This is a genomic window from Isoptericola luteus, from assembly GCF_020297055.1.
Classification (GTDB): Bacteria; Actinomycetota; Actinomycetes; order Actinomycetales; family Cellulomonadaceae; genus Isoptericola; species Isoptericola luteus.
Genome location: NZ_JAIXCQ010000005.1, coordinates 226,184 through 246,121, shown reverse-complemented (window position 1 = coordinate 246,121; position 19,938 = coordinate 226,184). Strand labels below are relative to the sequence as shown.

The 19,938-nt window shown below is 72.5% G+C and carries 19 protein-coding genes; 8 read left to right on the top strand and 11 right to left on the bottom strand.

The annotated features are described in order from the left end of the window. Nucleotides 1-14 precede the first annotated feature (14 nt). The 4 genes from LEP48_RS09780 to LEP48_RS09765 all read right to left on the bottom strand — a co-directional run bounded on the left by LEP48_RS09780 (nucleotide 15) and on the right by LEP48_RS09765 (nucleotide 4,090). Nucleotides 15-1,280 carry an RtcB family protein gene (locus LEP48_RS09780; protein ID WP_225565385.1) on the bottom strand — a complete coding sequence of 422 codons (1,266 nt, stop codon included), beginning with the start codon at nucleotides 1,278-1,280 and terminating at the stop codon, nucleotides 15-17. A gap of 232 nt (nucleotides 1,281-1,512) precedes the next feature. Then, nucleotides 1,513-1,950 (bottom strand): alternative ribosome rescue aminoacyl-tRNA hydrolase ArfB, encoded by a 438-nt coding sequence (gene arfB / locus LEP48_RS09775; protein ID WP_225565384.1) that lies wholly within the window; start codon nucleotides 1,948-1,950, stop codon nucleotides 1,513-1,515. 38 nt (nucleotides 1,951-1,988) lie between these two features. Continuing rightward, nucleotides 1,989-3,041 (bottom strand): FecCD family ABC transporter permease, encoded by a 1,053-nt coding sequence (locus LEP48_RS09770; RefSeq protein ID WP_225565383.1) that lies wholly within the window; start codon nucleotides 3,039-3,041, stop codon nucleotides 1,989-1,991. Further along, nucleotides 3,038-4,090, bottom strand: a complete 1,053-nt coding sequence (locus LEP48_RS09765) for a FecCD family ABC transporter permease (RefSeq protein ID WP_225565382.1) — start codon at nucleotides 4,088-4,090, stop codon at nucleotides 3,038-3,040. Before LEP48_RS09765 ends, LEP48_RS09770 begins: the two co-directional genes overlap by 4 nt. A 39-nt stretch (nucleotides 4,091-4,129) precedes the next feature. Between LEP48_RS09765 and LEP48_RS09760 the strand changes: the two genes are divergently transcribed. Next, nucleotides 4,130-5,191, top strand: coding sequence for an iron-siderophore ABC transporter substrate-binding protein (locus LEP48_RS09760; RefSeq protein WP_225565381.1), 1,062 nt, complete (start codon nucleotides 4,130-4,132; stop codon nucleotides 5,189-5,191). A 47-nt stretch (nucleotides 5,192-5,238) separates the two neighbouring features. On the opposite strand, the gene LEP48_RS09755 is transcribed toward LEP48_RS09760, so the two are convergent. Together LEP48_RS09755 and LEP48_RS09750 are read right to left on the bottom strand one after the other, a co-directional pair. After that, entirely contained in the window at nucleotides 5,239-6,267 is a 1,029-nt protein-coding gene (locus LEP48_RS09755) for an SH3 domain-containing protein (protein ID WP_225565380.1), read from the bottom strand. Nucleotides 6,268-6,616: 349 nt separating this feature from the next. Beyond that, entirely contained in the window at nucleotides 6,617-7,192 is a 576-nt protein-coding gene (locus LEP48_RS09750; protein WP_225565379.1) for a small multidrug efflux protein, read from the bottom strand. 278 nt (nucleotides 7,193-7,470) lie between these two features. Here LEP48_RS09750 and LEP48_RS18620 point away from each other — a divergent pair, with 278 nt between their 5' ends. After that, nucleotides 7,471-10,197: an ATP-binding protein gene (locus LEP48_RS18620; protein ID WP_308010002.1), complete on the top strand. Its 2,727-nt coding sequence runs from the start codon at nucleotides 7,471-7,473 to the stop codon at nucleotides 10,195-10,197. Between the two features lie 151 nt (nucleotides 10,198-10,348). Beyond that, nucleotides 10,349-10,747, top strand: a complete 399-nt coding sequence (locus tag LEP48_RS09735; RefSeq protein WP_225565378.1) for a hypothetical protein — start codon at nucleotides 10,349-10,351, stop codon at nucleotides 10,745-10,747. 9 nt (nucleotides 10,748-10,756) lie between these two features. Here the strand turns inward: LEP48_RS09735 and LEP48_RS09730 are convergent, their stop codons facing one another. Further along, nucleotides 10,757-11,335, bottom strand: a complete 579-nt coding sequence (locus LEP48_RS09730; protein WP_225565377.1) for a TetR/AcrR family transcriptional regulator — start codon at nucleotides 11,333-11,335, stop codon at nucleotides 10,757-10,759. 81 nt (nucleotides 11,336-11,416) lie between these two features. Here LEP48_RS09730 and LEP48_RS09725 point away from each other — a divergent pair, with 81 nt between their 5' ends. Continuing rightward, entirely contained in the window at nucleotides 11,417-12,298 is an 882-nt protein-coding gene (locus LEP48_RS09725; RefSeq protein WP_225565376.1) for an NAD-dependent epimerase/dehydratase family protein, read from the top strand. Between the two features lie 219 nt (nucleotides 12,299-12,517). On the opposite strand, the gene LEP48_RS09720 is transcribed toward LEP48_RS09725, so the two are convergent. Further along, nucleotides 12,518-13,060 (bottom strand): dihydrofolate reductase family protein, encoded by a 543-nt coding sequence (locus LEP48_RS09720; protein ID WP_225565375.1) that lies wholly within the window; start codon nucleotides 13,058-13,060, stop codon nucleotides 12,518-12,520. 105 nt (nucleotides 13,061-13,165) lie between these two features. Here LEP48_RS09720 and LEP48_RS09715 point away from each other — a divergent pair, with 105 nt between their 5' ends. Beyond that, nucleotides 13,166-13,795: a TetR/AcrR family transcriptional regulator gene (locus LEP48_RS09715; RefSeq protein ID WP_225565374.1), complete on the top strand. Its 630-nt coding sequence runs from the start codon at nucleotides 13,166-13,168 to the stop codon at nucleotides 13,793-13,795. Nucleotides 13,796-13,865: 70 nt separating this feature from the next. Here the strand turns inward: LEP48_RS09715 and LEP48_RS09710 are convergent, their stop codons facing one another. The 3 genes from LEP48_RS09710 to LEP48_RS09700 form a co-directional block, all read right to left on the bottom strand. Continuing rightward, nucleotides 13,866-15,089 carry a hypothetical protein gene (locus LEP48_RS09710; RefSeq protein ID WP_225565373.1) on the bottom strand — a complete coding sequence of 408 codons (1,224 nt, stop codon included), beginning with the start codon at nucleotides 15,087-15,089 and terminating at the stop codon, nucleotides 13,866-13,868. 594 nt (nucleotides 15,090-15,683) lie between these two features. Further along, nucleotides 15,684-16,016: a hypothetical protein gene (locus LEP48_RS09705; RefSeq protein WP_225565372.1), complete on the bottom strand. Its 333-nt coding sequence runs from the start codon at nucleotides 16,014-16,016 to the stop codon at nucleotides 15,684-15,686. Between the two features lie 75 nt (nucleotides 16,017-16,091). Then, the gene (locus LEP48_RS09700; RefSeq protein WP_225565371.1) at nucleotides 16,092-17,630 is read right to left on the bottom strand and encodes an ISL3 family transposase; all 1,539 of its coding nucleotides are present in this window, start codon (nucleotides 17,628-17,630) and stop codon (nucleotides 16,092-16,094) included. A gap of 47 nt (nucleotides 17,631-17,677) precedes the next feature. Here LEP48_RS09700 and LEP48_RS09695 point away from each other — a divergent pair, with 47 nt between their 5' ends. The 3 genes from LEP48_RS09695 to LEP48_RS09685 all read left to right on the top strand — a co-directional run bounded on the left by LEP48_RS09695 (nucleotide 17,678) and on the right by LEP48_RS09685 (nucleotide 19,753). Continuing rightward, the gene (locus LEP48_RS09695; protein WP_225565370.1) at nucleotides 17,678-18,157 is read left to right on the top strand and encodes an OTU domain-containing protein; all 480 of its coding nucleotides are present in this window, start codon (nucleotides 17,678-17,680) and stop codon (nucleotides 18,155-18,157) included. Between the two features lie 202 nt (nucleotides 18,158-18,359). Then, nucleotides 18,360-18,629, top strand: coding sequence for a hypothetical protein (locus tag LEP48_RS09690; RefSeq protein WP_225565369.1), 270 nt, complete (start codon nucleotides 18,360-18,362; stop codon nucleotides 18,627-18,629). A 71-nt stretch (nucleotides 18,630-18,700) separates the two neighbouring features. After that, a complete protein-coding gene (locus LEP48_RS09685) occupies nucleotides 18,701-19,753 on the top strand; it encodes an AfsR/SARP family transcriptional regulator (RefSeq protein ID WP_225565368.1) in 1,053 nt (350 codons plus the stop codon). The last annotated feature ends 185 nt before the right edge of the window (nucleotides 19,754-19,938 follow it).

The following is a 19,938-nucleotide window of genomic DNA, read 5'->3' as shown; positions in this document are numbered from 1 at the left end:
CCCGGGCCGGCGGCTCAGCCCTTGACGCACAGGATCGTGCGCAGCCGGACCACCACCTCCACGAGGTCCGCCTGTGCGGCGATCACGGCGTCGAGGTCCTTGTAGGCGCCGGGGATCTCGTCGAGCACCCCCGCATCCTTGCGGCACTCGACGCCGCGCGTCTGGTCGGCCAGGTCGTCGAGCGTGTAGGTGCGCCGGGCCGCGTTCCGGGACATCCGCCGTCCGGCCCCGTGAGACGCCGACCAGTACGAGGCCGGGTTCCCCAGGCCCCGCACGATGTAGGAGCCCGTGCCCATCGAGCCCGGGATCAGGCCGACGTCCCCCGCGCCGGCCCGGATCGCGCCCTTGCGGGTGACGATCAGGTCGGCGCCGTCGACGTGCTCCACCGCGACGTAGTTGTGGTGCACGTTCGCGACGGTCTCGAAGGTGATCTCGCGGTCGGCGAAGGTGTCCCGCACCGCCTGCACCGCGAGCGCCATCATCACCGCGCGCGAGCGGGCGGCGTACTCCTGCGCCCACCACAGGTCGTTCAGGTAGGCGTCCATCTGCGGCGACCCGGCGAGGAACACCGCGAGGTCCGGGTCCGCCAGGCCCCGGTTGTGCTCGAGCCCCTTGGCGACCCCCACGTGCTGCTCCGCGAGCGTCTTGCCGATGTTCCGCGAGCCGGAGTGCAGCTGCAGCCAGACGTGCCCGTCGGTGTCCAGGCACAGCTCGGTGAAGTGGTTGCCGCCGCCCAGGGTGCCGAGCTGGCGGCGTGCCCGGCCCTCGATGTCCGAGACCCGCGCGTGCAGGCGCTCGAACCGCGCCCAGAACGCGTCGGAGCCACGGAGCACCTCGCTGGTGCCCTTGCCGGAGACCGGCCGCAGCCGCCGCAGGTCCACCGGCTCGCCGTGGGCGCGGAAGCCGACCGGGATGGCGGCCTCGATCCGCGCGCGGAGCGCTGCCAGGTCGTCGGGCAGGTCGTCGGCCGTCAGGGACGTGCGCACGCCGATCATGCCGCAGCCGATGTCGACGCCGACGGCGTTGGGCGACACGGCGTCACGCATGGCGATCACCGACCCCACGGTCGCGCCCTTGCCCAGGTGCACGTCGGGCATGACGCGTACGCCCTCGACCCAGGGCAGGGCCGCGATGTTGCGCAGCTGGGTGCGCGCCGCGGGCTCGACGTCGTGCTCGTGGGCCCACATCAGCGTGCTGGCGTGCGTGCCGCTCAGCGGCACGGGGAAGGCGCCGGACGTCGCGTCCCGGGGCTCGGTCGGCGTCGTGGCGTTCTCGTTCATGGTCGGCACCCCTCCGTCGGGTGCGTGGTGCGGTGGGACGCTCCCTCGAGGAGCGTGACGGGCGAGACGGACGGGACGTGCGGGCACGGCCCCGGACGCGGACGCGGGCGAGCCGCCCGCAGGACCTGGTCCTGGGGCGGCTCGCGTGTCCTGAGTGCGACCGGGTGCCGAACGTTACCGACGATGCCGCGCACGTCCCAGGCATTTCGTCGTCGGCTGTCTCGTCGTCGGCTCAGTCCTGCGGTGGGCGCCGCATCTTCTTGACGCCGGAGCGGCGCTTCTTCGCGTCGATCCGGCGCTGCTGGGAGCCTCGCGTGGGTCGGGTCGCGCGACGGCGCGGCCCGGGCGGCGAGAGCGCGTCGGCCACGAGCGCCGCCAGGCGCACCCGCGCCGCGTCCCGGTTGCGCAGCTGGGCCCGGTGCTCGGACGCGGCGACGGTCAGCACGCCGTCGACCAGCCGGCGCCCGAGCCGCTCGACGACCCGGGCACGCTGGGCCGGGCTCAGCACGACGGACGCCCCGACGTCCCACGACAGCTCGACACGCGAGTCCGCGGTGTTCACGCCCTGCCCGCCCGGGCCGGACGACCGCGAGAACCGCCACGACAGCTCGCTCTCGGGCACGACGAGGGAGCTGGTCACGCGCAGCCCGCGGCGGGCGTCCTCCGACACCCGACCATCATGCCGGGTCGGGACCTGCCCCGGGTGCCTCAGGCCCGCCCGCGGACCCGCACCACCAGGAGGGCCAGGAGGTACGCGCCGCCGAGGACGATCGTCACGATGCCGACGGGCAGCGCGGTCGGCAGCAGGTGCTGCGCCACGAGGTCCGCCCCCACGAGCAGCACCGCCCCCGTCAGGGCCGACGCCACCAGGGGCAGCCCCGCCCCGCGCACGAGGCGGAAGGCGATCTGCGGGGCCGACAGCGCCACGAAGGCGATCGGGCCGGCGGTGGCGGTCGCCACGGCCGTCAGCGCGACGCCGATCGCGAGGATCGTGAGCCGTGCGGGCTCGACGGCGACGCCGTGGCCCGCCGCCAGGTCGTCCCCGAGCTCGAGCTGTCGCAGCAGCGGGGCGGTCGCCACCGCGCCTGCGCCGAGCACGGCGATCAGCACGGTCGCGGGAGCGGCCTGCTCCCATCCCACGAGGTCGAGCGAGCCCGCACCCCAGGCGGCGGCGGTCATCGCCACCTCGGTCTGGGCCCGCATCAGCAGGAACGTGTTGGCCGCCTGGAGCATCGCCGAGACCGCGATGCCCACGACGATGAGCCGGAAGCCCTGGATCCCGCGCTGGTAGCTGAGCCAGAACACGACCACGGCGGTGAGCAGGCCGCCCGCCAGGGCCGCCGCGGCGGTCCCGGCGAAACCGTCCGGCGTGCGCGGCAGCAGCGTCATCGCGACGAGGACGCCCGTGTACGCGCCGGTGGTGAACCCGACGATGTCCGGGGAGCCGAGCGGGTTGCGGGTGACGGACTGGAACAGAGCGCCGGCGGTGGCGAGGCCCGCGCCGAGCGCCACGGCGGCGACCACGCGCGGCAGGCGCCACTCGACCACGATCGTCGTGGCGAAGCCGTCGGCCCCGGCGAGCGCCTGCACCACCTGGAGCGGGGTGAGCGGGTAGTCGCCCAGCCCGAGCCCGGCGAGCACCAGGGCGGCGAGCAGCACGCCGAGCGCGGCATTGACGACGGTCGCTCGGCGCCGGTGCGGCTGCCACGGCGTCGGGCGGGCCGGGTCCGCTGCCGTCGCCTCGGCCGTCGGCGCGCTCACAGGGCCACCAGCCTGCGGTGGCGCACGAGCGCGATGAGCACGGGGGCGCCGAGGAACGCCATGACGACGCCGACCGGCACCTCCCCCGGCCACAGGATCACGCGCGCCACGATGTCGGAGGCCAGCACGAGCACGGGACCCAGCACTGCGGACAGTGCGAGGATCCAGCGCTGGTCGGGTCCGGCGACCCAGCGCGCGGCGTGCGGCACCATGAGCCCGACGAAGGCGATGGGGCCTGCGAGCGCCGTCGCGCTCCCCGCCAGGACCGCGACGACGGCGACGCAGCCCACCCGGGTGAGGGTGACGGGCGTGCCGAGGGAGCTCGCGACGTCGTCGCCCAGCGCGAGGGCGTTGAGCGCGGGCCCCAGCAGCGGGGCCGCGAGGAGCCCGAGCAGCACGAAGGGCAGCACGGGGACGACGACGTCCCACCCGCGCGCCTGGAGGGACCCCGACTCCCACACCAGCAGCGCGGAGAAGTGCTGCGGGTCGGTGAGGCGGATCGCCGACACGATGCCGGCCAGCACGGCGGTCAGCGCCATGCCGCCCAGGAGCATCTGGGCGACGTCGATCCGGCCCCGGCCGAGCGTGCCGACCAGGTAGACCGCGACGGTCGCCAGGAACGCGCCGCCGAGGGCGAACCAGACGTAGCCCGAAGGCGTCGTCACCCCGAGCACGGCGATCGCCATCGCGACGGCGAACCCCGAGCCGGCCGTGACCCCGAGGATGCCGGGGTCCGCCAGGGGATTGCGGGTGAGGGACTGGATCACGGCTCCCGCGGTGGCGAGCGCCGCGCCGACGAGCAGGCCGAGGACGGTGCGGGGCAGGCGGAGGCCGACGACGGCCGCGGCATCCGCGGGGGCGACGTCGCCGCCGGTGAGCGCCCGCAGCACGTCGGCGGGCGGCACGGGACGGGAGCCGATGGCCAGGCTCGCGACGACGGCGACGCACAGCACCCCGCCCGCGAGCGCCAGCACCGTCCAGCGGCCGCGCGTCGACCTCACGTGCGCGGGCACCACCGGCGAGCCGGCACCCACCACGACCTCCGTCATCGACCCACACATCCGCTCAAAGTAAGATGAGGCTAACCTATGAGCGCCGCGCCGCCGGGAACTCCCGGGGCGGCCCAGCTCCTCGACGAAGGATCATTCTCCATGAAGCTCACCCGCTGGGCGGCCACCGCCCTGGCCGCGACGGCAGCGCTCGTGCTCGCCGCCTGCTCCGGTCCCGCCGAGGAGTCCGCGGACGACTCCACCGGCACGACGACGGCCTCCGACGGCGCGTTCCCCGCGACGGTCGACACCACCTTCGGCGAGATCACGATCGACGAGCAGCCCGAGCGTGTGGTGGCGCTCGGGTGGGGCGACGCCGAGGTGGCCCTGGCGCTCGGCGTCGAGCCGGTGGGTGCCTCCGACTGGCTCGGGTTCGGCGGCGACGGCGTGGGCCCGTGGTCCGACGGCTACACCACGTCCCCGGAGATCGTCGAGACCCTCGAGCCGTCGTACGAGCAGATCGCGGCCCTGGAGCCCGATCTGATCCTCGACGTCAAGAGCTCGGGCGACAAGGAGCGCTACGACCGCCTCTCGCAGATCGCGACGACCGTCGGCGTGCCCGAGGGCGGGGAGAACTACCTCACGCGCACCGAGCAGCAGACGATGATGATCGCCGCGGCGCTCGGCGTCCCGAAGGAGGGGGCGGCCCAGCTCGAGGCGCTCGACAAGGCCTTCGCCGAGGCCGCGAAGGCGCACCCCGACTGGTCCGGGAAGACCGCGACGGCGGCCACCCGCACGTCCGAGGGCTGGGGCGCGTACGTCGAGGGCTCGGAGCGCGTCGTCTTCCTCGAGCGGCTCGGCTTCACCCCGTCGCCCACCGTCGCGGACCTCCCGGCGAACGAGTCCGGGTTCAGCGTGGACATCTCCGACGAGCAGCTCGACCTGCTCGACGCCGACCTCATCGTCGCGTTCCCGATCTTCATCGAGACCGCGCAGATCACCGACGACCCGCAGTGGAAGGCCGTCCCCGCGGTCGCCGACGGGCGTGCGGTCGTCATCGACGGCGACCTGGCGCAGGCGTACTCGCTGGGCACCCCGCAGGCGCAGGTCTACGCCGTCGACGAGCTCAGCTCGATGATCGAGGCGTCGCTGGGGTCCTGACCCGTACGGGCGGCACGGCGGCGGCAGACCGTCGTCGTGCCGCCCGCTCAGAAGCCTCGCTTGGAGACCAGCACGAGCCGGCCGTTCGACGCCCGCGCCAGGTTGTAGTTCTTGTCGTGAGACCGCAGGATGCCGAACCTCTCCCCCGCCTTCAGGGGTCGCGACGCCGCGCCGGTCCCGTAGCGCCAGACCACGCCGCTCTTCCCCGTGGCGGTGACGGTGCGCGACGGCGCCTTCCACGCCAGCGAGCTGACGTAGCCGCGCCGGCCCGCGCGGTCGCGCACCACGTAGTAGCCGTTCTCGATCTTGCCGAGCAGTGTCAGGCGCGTGCCCTTCGTCACCGTGTACCGCGTGCGGAACGTGGTCAGGGCCAGGAACTTCTCGCCCGTGCTCTTGGCCTTGACGGTCTTCTGCTTGGACCAGCACGTGCCGGCCTTGATCTTCTTCGCCTTGGTCACGTCGGACCTCGTGTACCCGTAGCCGGTGGCGCCCGTGACGCGCAGCACCTTCGCGGCGTAGGCGTCGGTGACGTTCTCGGCCCGCTTGCCGGAGATCGGCGGGCGGGCCGTCCCGCACCGCAGGTAGATCTTGTGGTGGGACGCCTCGTGGGCGACCACGAACCGCACGGCCTTCTTGGGGTAGCGCCGCAGCGCCGTGGACAGGGTGATGCGCGTCTTGCCCGAGGTGTAGCAGCCGATCGAGTTCTTCACCCCGGGGCATGCGTTGCCCTTGACCCAGCGGACGGTCAGCCCGTACTTCTTCGCCATCGCCTTCGCCTGGGACCGGTATCCCGAGTTCGTGTAGCGGCCGGCGCTCACGACCCGGCCCACGGCGGGCAGCTGGTCGACGGTGACCGCCTCCACCTCACTGGCCGACGGCGGCAGGTCCCGCGTGGTCACGGCCGGCGGCACCGGGGTGGACGCCGCCGGTCGCTCGGCCGGCACCGCGCCTCCGGAGATCGCGACGGCGACCCCGATCACCGCGGCGGTCACCGTGGCAAGGAGCCGGGCGCGCCGGCGGTCCGGAGCTCCGGCGTCCGGTCGGGAGTCCGTGGTCGGGCCGGGCGGGACCGTCATGGGGGCACCTGTCTGCTCGTGGCGGCTCTCGTTGCCGCCTGGGCTGTTCGCTCCTGACTGTCGGCCCGGCCGAGCCCCCTGTGGGGGGTGATCGCCGACGGCACCCCCCGGTTCCTTGCTCTGCCCACCGCGCCAGCAGTACCAGGGCGGGCAGATCGTCCCCCAAGACCCAGACCGGGAGACCGGCGGGGAACAATCTGCGTGGACGATCGAGCTGGTGCCCGCGGCGGCCGGCCTGGCCGGCCGCCGCGGGCGTCGAGAACGCTGGGAGCGACGGGCCTCGCCACCAGTTCCCTGCGGAACCGGGGGTCGCGCGGGGCCCGTCACGCCGAGGACCACCGCGGCGACCTCAGGACGCCCCGGCCATGACGGCGAGCGCGGCCCACGCCGAGACGGTGCCGACCGACGTCCAGAGGACGATCGAGACGGCCTGCCAGAGCAGGACCCACCGGCGCGGCGTCCCGCTCCCCACGAGGATCGCCGCCGTGAACTGCCCGGGGATCGCCAGCGGGCCGAGGACGCTCGCGCCGGGGACGCCGAACCGGACCAGCCACCGGTTCAGTCGCCGACGCCCCTTGGACACCGGCGTCGAGGACGCCAGGTCGCCGAGCCCGTCCCCGTCGGGGTTCGCCGACGTTCCCGGGCCTCCACCCACCCCGACCGGGACGCGGCGGCGACCGACGACGGCCGACCTCGTGCGGGAGGTGACCGCGACGACCACCAGCACGGACACGAAGTTTCCCGTGGCCGCTGCGACGGCCGCGAGGACGGGATGGATGCCGCCGAGGACGCCGATCATGGCCGCGACCTCGCCGTCCACGAACGGGATCGCTCCCGCGAGCATGGCGACGAGTGGCTGGACGACCTCGGGCACCTGGGCGACGAGCTGCTGGAAGTTGCTGACGACCTGCTCGACGGGATTCATTGCTGGACCTTCCTCTCGTGCGACGTGAGTGCGTCACGCAGCGGCCACGTAGGGGCCGCTGCGTCCCGCCGCCGTGGGCAGCGGGGGCGTCAGGCTCGCACCGGTGACCGAGCGCTCGCGTCGGTGAGAGCTACCTAGGTGTGCACGGTGCGGCACCACGGAGAACGTGGAGACGGTGTGCGACGACGCTGCGCGCCCGTCGCGCCCCGCGTCGGGGGCGGCTACCGTGACGGCTACCTGCTCGGGGACGGTGAGGGGAGCACGACCTGACGGAACTCGTGGGCCGGCGCTCAGAGCGTGAAGCGGTCGAGAAGCTCCTCTCGCTGGCCCGGTCCGGGCGCAGCGGCTCCCTGGTGCTGCGCGGGGAGCCCGGAATCGGCAAGACCGTGCTCCTCGAGCACGCCCAGCAGACGGCGATCGCCGCAGGCTTCCGCGTCGAGTCGTTGGTCGGCGTCGAGTCCGAGACGCACTTCGCGTTCGCCGGGCTGCACCAGCTGTGCGGTGCCTTGCTGGGTCACGCCCGCGTGCTGCCTGCTCCCCAGCAGGCCGCGCTCGGCGTGGCGTTCGGGCTCCACGACGGCGACGCGCCCGACCGGTTCCTCGTGGGGCTGGCCGTCCTCAGCCTGCTGGCCGAGGTCGCCGAGGAACGGCCTCTTCTGTGCCTCGTCGACGACGCGCAGTGGCTGGACGAGGCGTCGGCGCAGGCCCTCGCCTTCGCGGCTCGCCGGCTGGGCGCCGAACGGCTGGCCCTCGTGTTCGCGGTGCGTGACTCCGACGAGGGCGACCGGCTCCCGCTCACCGGGCTGTCCGAGATGCGTCTGGAGCGGCTCGCGGAGCCCGAGGCCCGCGCGCTGCTCGGCACGGCGGTGCGCGCACCGCTGGACGAGGGGGTCCGCGAGCAGATCCTCGCCGAGGCGGGCGGCAACCCTCTGGCCCTGCTGGAGCTGCCCCGTGCCGCGCGGCCGGCCGACCTGGCCGGCGGGTTCGAGCTGCCCGACGCGCTGAGCGTCCCCCGCCGTGTGGAGGACACGTTCCGACGCCGATCGGCCAGCCTGCCACCGCAGACCCAGCTGTTGCTGCTCGTCGCCGCCGCCGACCCGACGGGCAACGTCGCGCTCCTGTGGCGCGCGACCGCACACCTGGGCCTCGACCCGGAGGCGGCGACGCCCGCGGAGGCCGCCGGCCTGCTGGAGGTCCGCGCCCGGGTCCGGTTCCGGCACCCGCTCGTGCGGTCGGCGGTGTACCAGTCGGCCACGGCACCCGACCGTCGCCGCGCCCACGGGGCGCTGGCCGAGACGACCGACCCTGCGGCCGACCCCGACCGCCGCGCCTGGCACCGCGCGCTGGCGGTGCTGGGGGCCGACGAGGACGCCGCCGCGGACCTGGAACGCTCGGCCGGTCGGGCGCGCGGCCGCGGCGGTGTGGCCGCCGCGGCCGCGTTCCTGCGGCGGGCGGCCGAGCTGACTCCCGATCCTGCCGCCCGCGCCAGGCGGGCGCTGGAGGGCGCCCACGCACTGCAGGAGGCGGGGGCACCCGAGTCCGCCCTCGAGCTGCTGGCGGTCGCATCCTCGGGGCCGCTCGACGCCCTGCCCCGAGCCCGTCTCGCGCTGCTCCGCGCCCAGATCGCGTTCTACCGGCGCCGCGGCAGCGAGGTGCCCGGGATGCTGCTGGACGCCGCCCGGACCCTCACCCCGCTCGACCCGGCCCTGGCCCGTCAGACGTACCTGCAGGCGCTCGACACCGCGCTGGTGACCGGCGACCTCGACCGTGACGTGCTGGCGGTGGCCGAGGCCGCTCGTGCCGCCCCCGCGCCACCGAGCGCTCCGCAGCCGCCGGACCTGCTGCTCGACGGCCTGGTCACGGCCCTCACACAGGGGTACGAGACGGGCGCGCCCGGGCTGCGGCTCGCCATCGAGGCGTTCCTCGACACCCGCGGCGCCGGCCCCGGGCCGAGCCGCCAGCACGACCGCTGGCTGCGGCTCGCCGGGCGCAACGCCGTGGCCATCCTCGACGACGAGCTGCTGCTCGTGCTGGCCGGCCGCAACGTCCAGCGGGCGCGCGAGTCGGGCGCGCTCGCGACGCTCCCCGACGCGCTGCGCTTCTGGTCGATCACGTCGGTGCTCCTGGGCGACCTCGCCCGGGCCGGCGAGCTCGCCACTGAGGCCACGGCGATCACCCACGCCACCGGCGGCGTCCACGTCCGGCACGCCCACGCCATCCTGGGCGCCTGGCGTGGCGACCGGGCCGAGACCACCGCGCCCGACGCCGCGGGCGTCGGCTTCTCGGGCCGGAGCACGGAGGCCGCCCTGGCGCAGTACGCGATGTCCGTGCTCCACAACGGGCGAGGCGACTATCGATGGGCTCAGGAGGCCGCGGCACGTGCGCTCGAGTCCCCGGAGCTGTCGCTCAGCAACCTGGCGCACTTCGAGCTCGTCGAGTCGGCGGCACGCGCCGGGCAGCCCCGACGCGCGGCCGAGGCGGCAGAGCAGCTCTGCGCCCGGGCTCGAGCCAGCGGTACCCCCTGGGCGCTGGGCATGGCGGCTCGGGCGGAGGCGCTCACGAGGACCGGGCCGGCCGCCGAGGACCGGTACCGCGAGGCGATCGCGCAGCTCGCGCAGAGCCGGGTGCGCGGCTACCTCGCTCGCACCCGTCTCGTCTACGGCGAGTGGCTGCGCCGAGAGGGCCGCCGCCGCGACGCCCGGGACCAGCTCCGCACCGCTCACCAGCTCCTGACAGACATGGGCGCGGACGCGTTCGCCGCCCGCGCCGCACGCGAGCTCCGCGCGACGGGCGAGCACCCGCGGGCACGGACCGCTCGTCCGACCGACGGGCTCACCGCCCAGGAGCTGCACGTGGCACGGCTGGTGGCCACCGGCGCCACCTCCCGCGAGGTGGGTACCCAGCTGTTCCTCAGCCCACGCACCGTCGAGGCCCACCTGCGCAACATCTTCCGCAAGCTGGGAGTTACGTCACGCCGCGACCTCAGGGCGCTGCAGCTCTCCTGACCGGACGGGTGCCCGTACGGTTCGGGCGCCGCACGGATATGCTCGTCCGCGCCGGGGCGTCAGCGGCGCAGCGTGAGCAGTGCTTCTCGAGGTCGGGCGCGGCTCAGGTGGGCAAGGCATCCGCAAAGATCCTCGGCGAGGAGCACGAACCATGCGTCGCACCCTCTTCTGGGCGCTCCGTGACCTCCTGGTGCCCGGGACGCTCCTCGGGGTCCTGACCGGGCTGGCCCTCGGCGTGATCGACGGTGGTGCGTTCACCACCTGGGCGATGTTCCTGGGGGCACTCGCAGGGGCGGTCCTCAGCGCGGGAGGCATCGTCGCCGGTTCGCTCGTGGCGACCTTTCTCCGGAACTCCGGCGACCGGGCCCGCCGACTCGGCGCGGCCGCCGGCGTCGGAACCGGCGTCGCAGGAACGTCGCTGGTCCTCGCCACACAGGTCCCGCTGGTGTCGCCGTGGCCGACGGTCGGGCCGCTCGTGCTCCTTGCGGTCGCGGGCACCTGGGCCTGCGCGCGCTTCCCACAGGCCGCCGGGGTCGCCGACCTGGCATGACCCGGGGGGTCAGCCCAACAGCCTGGTAGCCGCCCGGAGGTCGTCGAGCGCCGCCAGCGTGTACCGCGCCGGCGTACCGTCGCCGCCGTCTGCGGCCTCCAGCCACGCGGCGTAGCCGCGCTTGAAAGCCAGCACGCCCAGCTCGGCCGCGAGATGTGCGGCCGGGTCGGGCGTGCCGCGCGCCAGCAGCGCGGACGTCATCGCTGCGGCCAGGCCCACGCTCTTGAGCGCGTCGCGCTCCTGCAGCTCGGTGCTGGCCGCGACGGCGGCCCTGATGCGGGGCCCGGTCTCGTGGTTCGTCGGACCCATGGACGACGACGCGCGTTCGAGCCCGGCGGCCACCGCCTCGAGCGGCCCGACGCCGGGCGGTGCGTCCGCGATCCCGTCGCTGAGCAACCGGCTCAACGCGTCCTGTCCGGCCACGAGAAGCTCACGCTTGTCCGGGAAGTGGCGGAAGAACGTGCTCTTGGTGACCCCTGCGCGCTCAGCGATCTGCGCAACCGTCGTGGCGTCGTACCCCTGCTCGGTGAACAGGTCGATCGCGGCGAGGACGAGCCGCTCGCGTGCGCCGGGTTCCCATCGAGCCATGGCCCCATCCTAGTCGATGGGACCTTTGTCCCATCAGGCTGTACAGTGATGGGACAAAGGTCCCATCACTTGAGGAGTCCCATGCACGTCTTCGTCACCGGTGGCAGTGGTCTCATCGGCTCCCCCGTCGTCACCGAGCTGCTCAGCCACGGGCACGCCGTCGCCGCGCTCGCCCGCTCGGACGCATCCGCCGCCGCGCTCGATGCGGCGGGCGCGACTCCCGTCCGCGGCAGCCTCGCCGACCTGCCCACGCTTCGCTCCGCCGCCGCCCAGGCCGACGGCGTGATCCACCTCGCTTTCAGCAACGACTTCACCAGCGCGGAAACCGTGGCGCACGGGATCGCCGAGGAAGGCGCGGCCCTTGCCGCCATAGGCGACGAGCTCGTGGGCAGCGGGCGCCCGCTCGTCACCGTCTCCGGCACCCCGCAGGCGCTGGGCCGCGCCTCTACCGAGGCCGACCCGATCCCGACGGACGGAATCGTCGGTGGTCGCGGCCTGTCCGTGACTGCGATCCTCGACCTGGCCTCCCGCGGCGTGCGGAGCGTGGCGGTCCGCCTCCCGCGCACCGTCCACAAGGACGGCGCCGGCGGGTTCGCCTTTCTCCTCGCCCAGATCGCCCGCGGCGCCGGCGTGTCCGGCTATCTGGGAGACGGCTCCCAGCGCTGGCCCGCCGTGCACGCGCTCGACGCAGCCGTGCTCCTTCGGCTGGCGCTGGAGAACGCGCCCGCCGGGACGGCGTGGCACGCGGTGGCCGACGAGGGCGACACCATGCTCGACATCGCCACCGTCATCGGCCGCCGGCTCGACGTCCCGGTCCGGGAGGTGCCGTCGGAGACGTTCGGCCCGCTCGCCGAGGTCTTCGCCGCCGACCAGCCGTCGTCGAGCGCGGTCACCCGGCGTGAGCTCGGATGGGAGCCGACCCACCCGAGCCTCCTGGCCGACCTGGAGAACCTCCGGCCCTGAGCGGCGGTCTGATCGATCGCGACGCGCGCGCCCCGCCGTGCTCGCGGTCCGGCGCCTCGGCATCCACGGGAACAAGGAGATGTCCGGGGCGCCCGACCGGCGGTCGGACCCGTCACGGCCCACAAGCGGGTTCGACGCGGAACCCCTGCGTCGGCCGGTCACCTCTTCGCATCAGCCTCCGAGCGGCTCAACCCAGAGGCTGCGGTGCGTGCGGGGCAGTCACGAACGGACGCGGTAGCGGAGATGGGCCTCGCCGGCGAACCCCACCGTCTCGACGCGTTCCACGTCGACGCGACGTCCGAGTCCCGCGAACAGCGAGATGCCTTCGCCGAGCAGGATCGGCACGACGTGCAGCTGGATCTCGTCGACCAGCCCCCGCGTCAGGCACTGTCTGGCGATGCTGCCGCCCAGCAGGCTGACCGACTTGCCCCCGGCCGCACGCTTGGCCGCACCGACCGCTTCCTCGATGTCGTCGACGACGAAGGCGTAGGTGACGCCGTCCTTCTCGATCGGCTCGTGGGGCCGGTGCGTCATCAAGAACACCGGGACCCCCAGGGTGCCCCCGTACGGCATCTCGTCGTCCTCGATCGTCTGGGCCTGGTTCGCTCCACCCACCACCGCGCCGACCTCCGCCATCACGCCGGCCACCAGGTCCCTGTCCTCGGCCGCGACCGGGAATCCGGACATCCAGTCCGATCCGCCTTCGGAATCGGCCATGAACCCGTCGAGCGACACCGTCGCATGGATCATCACCTTCGCCATCGTCCTACCCTCTCCATTGAGGTGAGTCGAGCGACTCGCCTCATTGAGAGTAGACGGCGCAGGGGAGGCGAGTCAAGCAACTCACCTCCATGGCATGCTTGGCACATGTCCCGCGACGTTCCCGACTACCACCGCCAGGTCGCAGCATCCAACCGGGCCGCCATCCTCGACGCCGCCCGCGTCCTCTTCTTGGAGTCCGGGTACGACCGCACCTCGCTGGCCCGCATCGCCGAACGCGCCGGCGTCTCCAAGGCGACGCTGTTCAAGCAGTTCCCGACCAAGGCCGAGCTCTTCGAAGCCACGGTGCTGGCAGCCGGCGACGCACCGGCAGGACAGGTCCCCGACCCGCCGCCGGGCGACTTCCACGCAGGCCTGGTCAACCTCGGTCATGCCTACGCCGAGCTACTGTCCCGTCCAGGCATGGTGGACCTGATGCGGATCGTGATCGCCGAGACCCCCCGGTTCCCCGAGCTCCGCGCGCGGACCTTCGACTTCGGTGCACTGACCATGCTGGCGACGCTGAGGCACTACCTCCAGACCGAGACCGCCGCAGGGAACGCCGCCGTCGACGATCCGGACGTGGCGGCGCCGCAGTTCCTCGGCATGATCGCCACCGTCGTCTTCTGGCCCCACCTCGTCCATGGCAACTGGTCGCTCAGCGACGAGGAGACCCACCGGGTCATCGACGAAGCGGCCACGACGATCGCCGCACGATACGCAGCCGGTCTGTCGTGAACGGCAAGAATCCGGGAAGGATCGGATCACAAACACCCGGCAGAGGGGCTCGCGCCTCACACGGCGGTGCCTAACCCTCGGTCGTCACCGAGACTGACGGGCTGGGGCTCGGACCAGGCTGCGCGCCGTCCTCCACGCTGAAGGAGGCGATCGCCGCGGCGATCACACCGGCGGTCAGGATGAACACGCCCGCGAAGATCACGGCACGCCCAGGTGTCGAGGTCGAGACCGCGTCCTTGAGGACCTTGAGCTGGTCAGCGTCCACGACCCCGGAGTTGATCAGGTTTCGCAGCCCCTCGGGGGTGCTAGGGACGAGGATCTTGCGCCTCTTGGCCACGAGTGCCTCGCCCTGGATCATCCCGATGCCGACACAGACCAGGAGCGCGGCCAGCGCCAGTGCGCCGCCGACGGCGATGATCGCCACCTCTGCGCCCGAGGTGACGAACGCGAGCACGACGCTCGCGAGGAACAGGACCACGGCCGACCAGGCCCCGATGGTGCGCCACAGACCCATCGCGGCGCGCACCTGGCTCGCTTCATAGGCGGGCACCCATGCGATGCCCTCGATCGTCGGCCAGGAAGGTTGCGGCGGATCCGCATTCGGCACCGGAGTCGGCCCCGGGGTTGAAGGGGCCGCGGGATCCGGCTCCAAGGCCACGCCTGGGGCACCACCGGGAACACCATCGGACATCGCACCGTCGTTGCTCATCTCGGCCTCCCCGTTGAGGACTGCACCAGCATCGTCCCCGCGCCGGGAAGCACACACTTCGCAGGAACCTTGTTTGCGCTGAAGTTCACCCCTTCGAGGAGACTTGGATGGGGCTGTCGAGCGAGATCGGGGCGCTCCGGCCTCGCTGCGTGGCTTGCGAGCTGAGTCCCTGACGGCGCCGCTGTCGGTGTCTGCGATGACTTCGCGCTCTCCGTGGCTGTCGCGCCCGATCAGGCTCTCGACCAGGTGGACCATGGACCCTGACCGGAACGCCACCAGGAACGTCTCGTGCTCGTCGTCCAGGACCAGGAAGTCGGTGCCAGCGCAGGTCAGCGTAAATGCACCGCACTCTTCGACCACCGTGAACACCGACACGCCAGCGGCCGCCTCGGCATCAGCAAACTCCCAAGCGCTCATCCGGTAGTGGAACGTGCCGCCGTCCTGCGTGCGACCGGTGACGTTCTCGTCCAAGGACTTGACCGCACCCTCGGCGAAGAGGACCTCGGAGACGCCTTCGGCGGGGCGCCACAGGACGAGGTCGGGCGCCTCCTCGGAGGCGCTGTCGACCAGCGCGCACTGGTCCACGACGGGCTCAGGAAGTTCGTTTGCGGCAGGCGCTGACATCCGCCCGGACGACCGCCAGCTCCTCGTGTACGTACGCCAGGTCGACGTCATCGATGGGCAGCGCCGCGTTCAGGTCCACACCGGAAGTTCCGGGTAGCCCAGCACCTCGGAGCACGCAGCATCAGCCTGTGGTCCAGGGGCACGCTGCGAGAATTGATGACTGCACCAGGCCAGGGGCAGGTCGCCGCCCTGGGCTCCTCCCTGGCGTGCGACTCGCCCATGAACGACCGGTCCACCTGCGCGCAGCGTGCCCACGTGGTGACCGCCCATGGGCCGACTACGAGACGCCGGGCTGATCAGGCACGTCATGGCGCCAGCAGGTGGCTGTCCTTCTCTGAGCGATCATCTGAGTTCAGTCGGACTCCGGTGCCCCACTCTTCCGAGTGCGTCCCAGCGCGTAGCCGCTTCCACCGACTAGAACCAACCCCACCGCCGAGACCCAGAACCACAGCGCGTTGGGGCTCGCCCCGGCAGAAGCGTCGCTGAACGAGGCGCCTATCGCTCCGGGCTCGGCATCGCCCTCGTCCGCCAGGGCCTCCTCCAACTGCTGAGCCTTCAGCGGACGGAGGTCAGCGATAGAGATGGAAGGCCCACCGATGAACTCAGCCGTGGTTCTGTTAAGCGCGTGCGCCACCACTCCGACTGCCGCGCCTCGCCGAAGTCGATCGACTGCTCCACTTCAGCGGCTCGCTGGTTCGCCATCGCACCCGACTCGGTGGTGTTCAGTTCCACCGCTTCTTCGAAAGCGTCCCCGCCCGGCGCGAGCGAGTCTGCCACGTCGGGTGGCGGTCCCGCGTCGGCAGCATGCGCAGCGGCCGTGACACCAAGCAGGGCCGTCGCGGAAAGAGCCACGCTGGCGCAGATCTTGCGCGCAGGAAGTCGCGTCATCGGTATCAAACCTTCGGGTATGGGTCCGTCCAGCTTTCGGCTCTGTCGCACTTTCGGTGATGGCCGACGATCGGGTCAGGTGTGCAGGATGCGGTGTCGCAGGAGGTCGAAGCCGGCTCTTCCGTACATCTGGCGTTTGAGCATCTTGGTGCGCGTGTTGACGCCCTCGGTCCGGCCGTTGTGGTAGCTCGTGGTGAGTGCGGCGACGACGGCGTCGTGGTCCTGTTCGATGCCGCGGGCGAACGAGTGCAGGTGGGGCAGACCGGCCGCGCGGGCCTGGTCCAACCACGAGGTCAGCGCTGCGGCGTTCGCGGGGTCGGGGACCAGGAGGGCCGCGAACGAGCGCACGAGGCCGCTCAGCGCTGTCATCTCGGGGCAGGCTGCGATGAGCTTGGCCAGCCGAGCGGTCTGCCGCTCGGTGAGGTTCGACGGCCTGGTCAGTAGCAGTCGGGTCGCCCGGCGTGGTGACAGGTGGGGGTCGGCGTCCAGGTGCCGGTGCTGGTTCAGGTACCGGTAGAGGAGGTTCTGACTTCCCGTGAAGCCCAGGGCGCGGATCTCCGTGAGCAGCTGCTGGACGCTGACGCCGGGGTCGCCCTGGCGGCGTTCGCGCAGGTGGTCGCGGTAGGGGTCGACCAGGGTAGGCCGGTAGCGCGGGGGTCGGGCGATCTGCTCGGGTTGGGCGGCCCGGTCGTACCGCTTGACCGTGTTGAGCGCGATCCCGAGCCGTCGGGAACAGTCGAGCAGCCCGACCCCGGCATCGCGCAGCTCGCGTACCTGCGTCCAGCGCTCGGCGGTGGTCTCCGCGATGCGTCCGGTGCGCATCCCGGTCGCGGTCGTCGCCGCCCAGCAGGCGCAGTGCGCGGCGATCTCCTTGCTGACCGCGTCGGCCAGGTTGTGCCACAGGTGCCACCGGTCGGCGACCTGCACCGCGTCCGGGAGGGCCTCGCGCACGGCCTGGGCGTAGACGGTCGACCCGTCCCGCGTGACGATCTGCACGCCCGGGTGCTCTCGCAGCCACGCTGTGACGACGTCGGCGCCGCGACCCTCGACGACGTCGACACGCCGGCCGGACTCGGCGTCGATCAGGACGGTGGCGTAGACCTGCCCACGGCGCAGCGCGAAGTCGTCGATCCCCAGTACCCGAGGCACCAAGAGATCCGGCAGCGCGATGGAGCGCAGGACCCGCAGCGCGGTGTCCCGCCGAAGTTCGATCCCGAGGGCCGGGGCCACTCGTGTGGCGGCACGCCCGGCCAGCTCGACGGTGAGGGCCTCGAGCGCGCCGTGCAACCGGGCCGTGCGGCGCTGGTATCGCTCCAGGACGCCCGGGACCTGCTCGCGGAACGTGCGGCGCGGGCAGGTAGTCATCTGGCATGCCAGGCGCCGCACCCGCACGCGCAGCTCGACGCGTAACCCGGCCACCGGAAGGTCCGCCGGGCAGCGGACCGCCCGATCGTGGACACGGGCAGACGGTGTCGCGCATACCGGGCACGACGCCGGGCCATCCTGCGTCGCCATGGTCACCACCAACCCGTCACCACGCTCCGCGACACCCTCAAGCACCAGCCCTCTCAACCCCCGGAAAGCCGCACTGACCAGCACCTTCGCATCGATCACGGCAGATCATGGCAGAACCAACACGCCGGCCGCCAGCATCACCGAAAGTGCGACAGAGCCGAAAACGGTACAGTCCCGCGTTCAGCGCCGCGGGCCCCGTCGGTGACGATCGCGAGGCGTGGGACGCCCACGTCGCCGAGATGGCGAGCGAGATCACCCTCTCCCTCGTCTCCCCCTCCTCGCGCGTTCGCAAGGCCATCGAGGCCATCACGGACGCCGACAAGCGGTTCGTCTGCGTCGTCGAGCGTGTCCAGAAGGAGGCGAAGTCCACCCGCGGCTTCATCACCGTCAAGACCCGGCCGAGCAAGTGGGCCCCAAACGGCCAGGAGTCGTTCCGCACCGACCGCTCCGAGGGCGACCCCGCCGCCCGCGCGCTGGCCAAGCGGTTCAAGGACCTCATCGGCCACAAGGTGCTCGCGTACCTGCACATGGAGGAGACCAAGGACGGCGCGAAGGTCCGGGTCGTCAAGGCCGTCGTCGACCTCGGCGCGGCCACCGGCGACGAGTTCGAGCAGCGCGCCGCCTGACCTGTCGCAGGAGAGCACCCCGTCGCCACGCTGCGGCGGGGTGCTCTCGTTGCGCCAAGGTGTCGGTGCTCCACACGCCCCACCGGTATGTCCGTTTTACACGCGCTGCGGGTCCTCCCGCTGTCGGAGGCACCGGACCAGTACCGTGCCTCCAGGACGGGCATCCGCCCTCGCACCTTCCGCACATGCCCTAGGGAGCAGCATGGACTCGCTCGACTACTACCGCTTGGCCACCGCGATGTGCTGGTTTGTGGGGGTCGCAGGCGCTGCCCTCTTCGCCATGGGCGGCTACACCGGTTATGTCGAAGGTGTCCGCGCGGACGAAGGGCTCCCGACCTCCGGAATCCTGCCCGCGGAGTTGACGAGTTTCGCCCTCGGCGATCCGGCCACGGAATCGGCGACGATCATCGAGGTCGACGACAAGCGCCTGCGGTCCCCACCCTCGGCATCGACCTCCGCGTACCCGGGCTGAGCCAGGCCGAGGCTGCGGCGGTCGCCGAAATCGTCCGCGCCACCCAGAGCCGGGCGAACGTGCCCGTGCCGGTGGACGTCACGATCACCGAGGGATACCGGGCGTTCATGAACCAGACCGGCGCGCTGCGCGAGCCGCTTGTCGACGAGCGGCCCGCGCCTGACGAGGAAGCCGGGCCGACGTCGCTGCTGCCTGAGCCTGCCACCGCCTACGTGGACGCCGCGGCCACCACCGAGCAAGACGTCGCCGCTCTCGCCCCGCCGGTACCGCCGTCGACCACCGACACGGTGCACGCCGCCGACCCGACCCTCGACACCGACCTCGAGCTGTGGCATCTGGGCGACAAGTGCCCGGTGCCGCGCGTCATGCTGCTCGGCACGCTTCGCGCCACCGCTCACGGCGTCAGCCAGGAGGTCTCCGAGCGCAAGCACCACTACATCGAGCTCATGACCTACCTGTGGGCCCACCCGCACGGCGTCCCATCCGCCACGCTGTCCGACGAGTTCGGTTACACCCGCGAGCGCGCACGCGTCGAGATCAGCCACCTGCGCAAGTACCTTGGCGTCGACCCCCGTACCGGCGAGGAGTACCTGCCGACCGCACCCAGCACCCGTGAGCGCAGCGAGACCGGCTGGAACGGGTACATCGTGCGCGGCGTGCTGTTCGACATGGACCTGTTCCGCCGGCTGCGCGCTCGCGCCCAGGCGCGCGGTGCCGACGGGCTCCCCGACCTCGTGGCCGCTCTCCGACTGATACGCGGTGAGCCGTTCGCCGACCTGCGCGCCGACTCCTGGACGTGGATGTTCGAGGGGGAACGCTTCGACCAGGAGTTCGCAGCCGCGATCGTCGACGTCGCCCACCTCGTCGCCACCCGCTCCATGAGAGACGGCGACCTATCCACCGCCCGCCGAGCCGCCGAGACCGCGCTCAGTGCCTCCCCCTACGACGAGACCGCCCGGCTGGATCTCGCAAGGATTGCCGAGCTCGAAGGCAACCACGCCGAGGCTGCGCAGATCAGAGGCGATGGTGTCTTTCGTCGCACCGACGACTACCGCCCACCGCTTGACCCTTCCGAACGAACACTGAAAGTCGAAGCATCGCGACGGCGCACTCCCAAGCAGTAGCGGATCGCCACAACAGGGTGCGCCCCTCGGCGCGAGAACAGCCCCGCCCGGAACCCTTGACGCTCAAGCGCGACCCGACCACAGGCGCGACACGGGATGCTCCGGCCGGTGACGCGTCCGCTCGATAGCGAAGGGCCATGACAAACATGGCGGCCGTCGTCACGAGGTAGAAGCCGTGGAGAATC

Excerpts from the sequence above, each read along its gene's own strand:
- LEP48_RS09780 (WP_225565385.1), bottom strand. The coding sequence starts at position 1,280 with ATGAACGAGAACGCCACGACGCCGACCGAGCCCCGGGACGCGACGTCC.
- LEP48_RS09765 (WP_225565382.1), bottom strand. The coding sequence starts at position 4,090 with ATGACGGAGGTCGTGGTGGGTGCCGGCTCGCCGGTGGTGCCCGCGCAC.
- LEP48_RS09760 (WP_225565381.1), top strand. The coding sequence starts at position 4,130 with ATGAGCGCCGCGCCGCCGGGAACTCCCGGGGCGGCCCAGCTCCTCGAC.
- LEP48_RS09755 (WP_225565380.1), bottom strand. The coding sequence starts at position 6,267 with ATGACGGTCCCGCCCGGCCCGACCACGGACTCCCGACCGGACGCCGGA.
- LEP48_RS09750 (WP_225565379.1), bottom strand. The coding sequence starts at position 7,192 with ATGAATCCCGTCGAGCAGGTCGTCAGCAACTTCCAGCAGCTCGTCGCC.
- LEP48_RS09735 (WP_225565378.1), top strand. The coding sequence starts at position 10,349 with ATGCGTCGCACCCTCTTCTGGGCGCTCCGTGACCTCCTGGTGCCCGGG.
- LEP48_RS09730 (WP_225565377.1), bottom strand. The coding sequence starts at position 11,335 with ATGGCTCGATGGGAACCCGGCGCACGCGAGCGGCTCGTCCTCGCCGCG.
- LEP48_RS09725 (WP_225565376.1), top strand. The coding sequence starts at position 11,417 with ATGCACGTCTTCGTCACCGGTGGCAGTGGTCTCATCGGCTCCCCCGTC.
- LEP48_RS09720 (WP_225565375.1), bottom strand. The coding sequence starts at position 13,060 with ATGGCGAAGGTGATGATCCATGCGACGGTGTCGCTCGACGGGTTCATG.
- LEP48_RS09715 (WP_225565374.1), top strand. The coding sequence starts at position 13,166 with ATGTCCCGCGACGTTCCCGACTACCACCGCCAGGTCGCAGCATCCAAC.
- LEP48_RS09705 (WP_225565372.1), bottom strand. The coding sequence starts at position 16,016 with ATGACGCGACTTCCTGCGCGCAAGATCTGCGCCAGCGTGGCTCTTTCC.
- LEP48_RS09690 (WP_225565369.1), top strand. The coding sequence starts at position 18,360 with ATGGACTCGCTCGACTACTACCGCTTGGCCACCGCGATGTGCTGGTTT.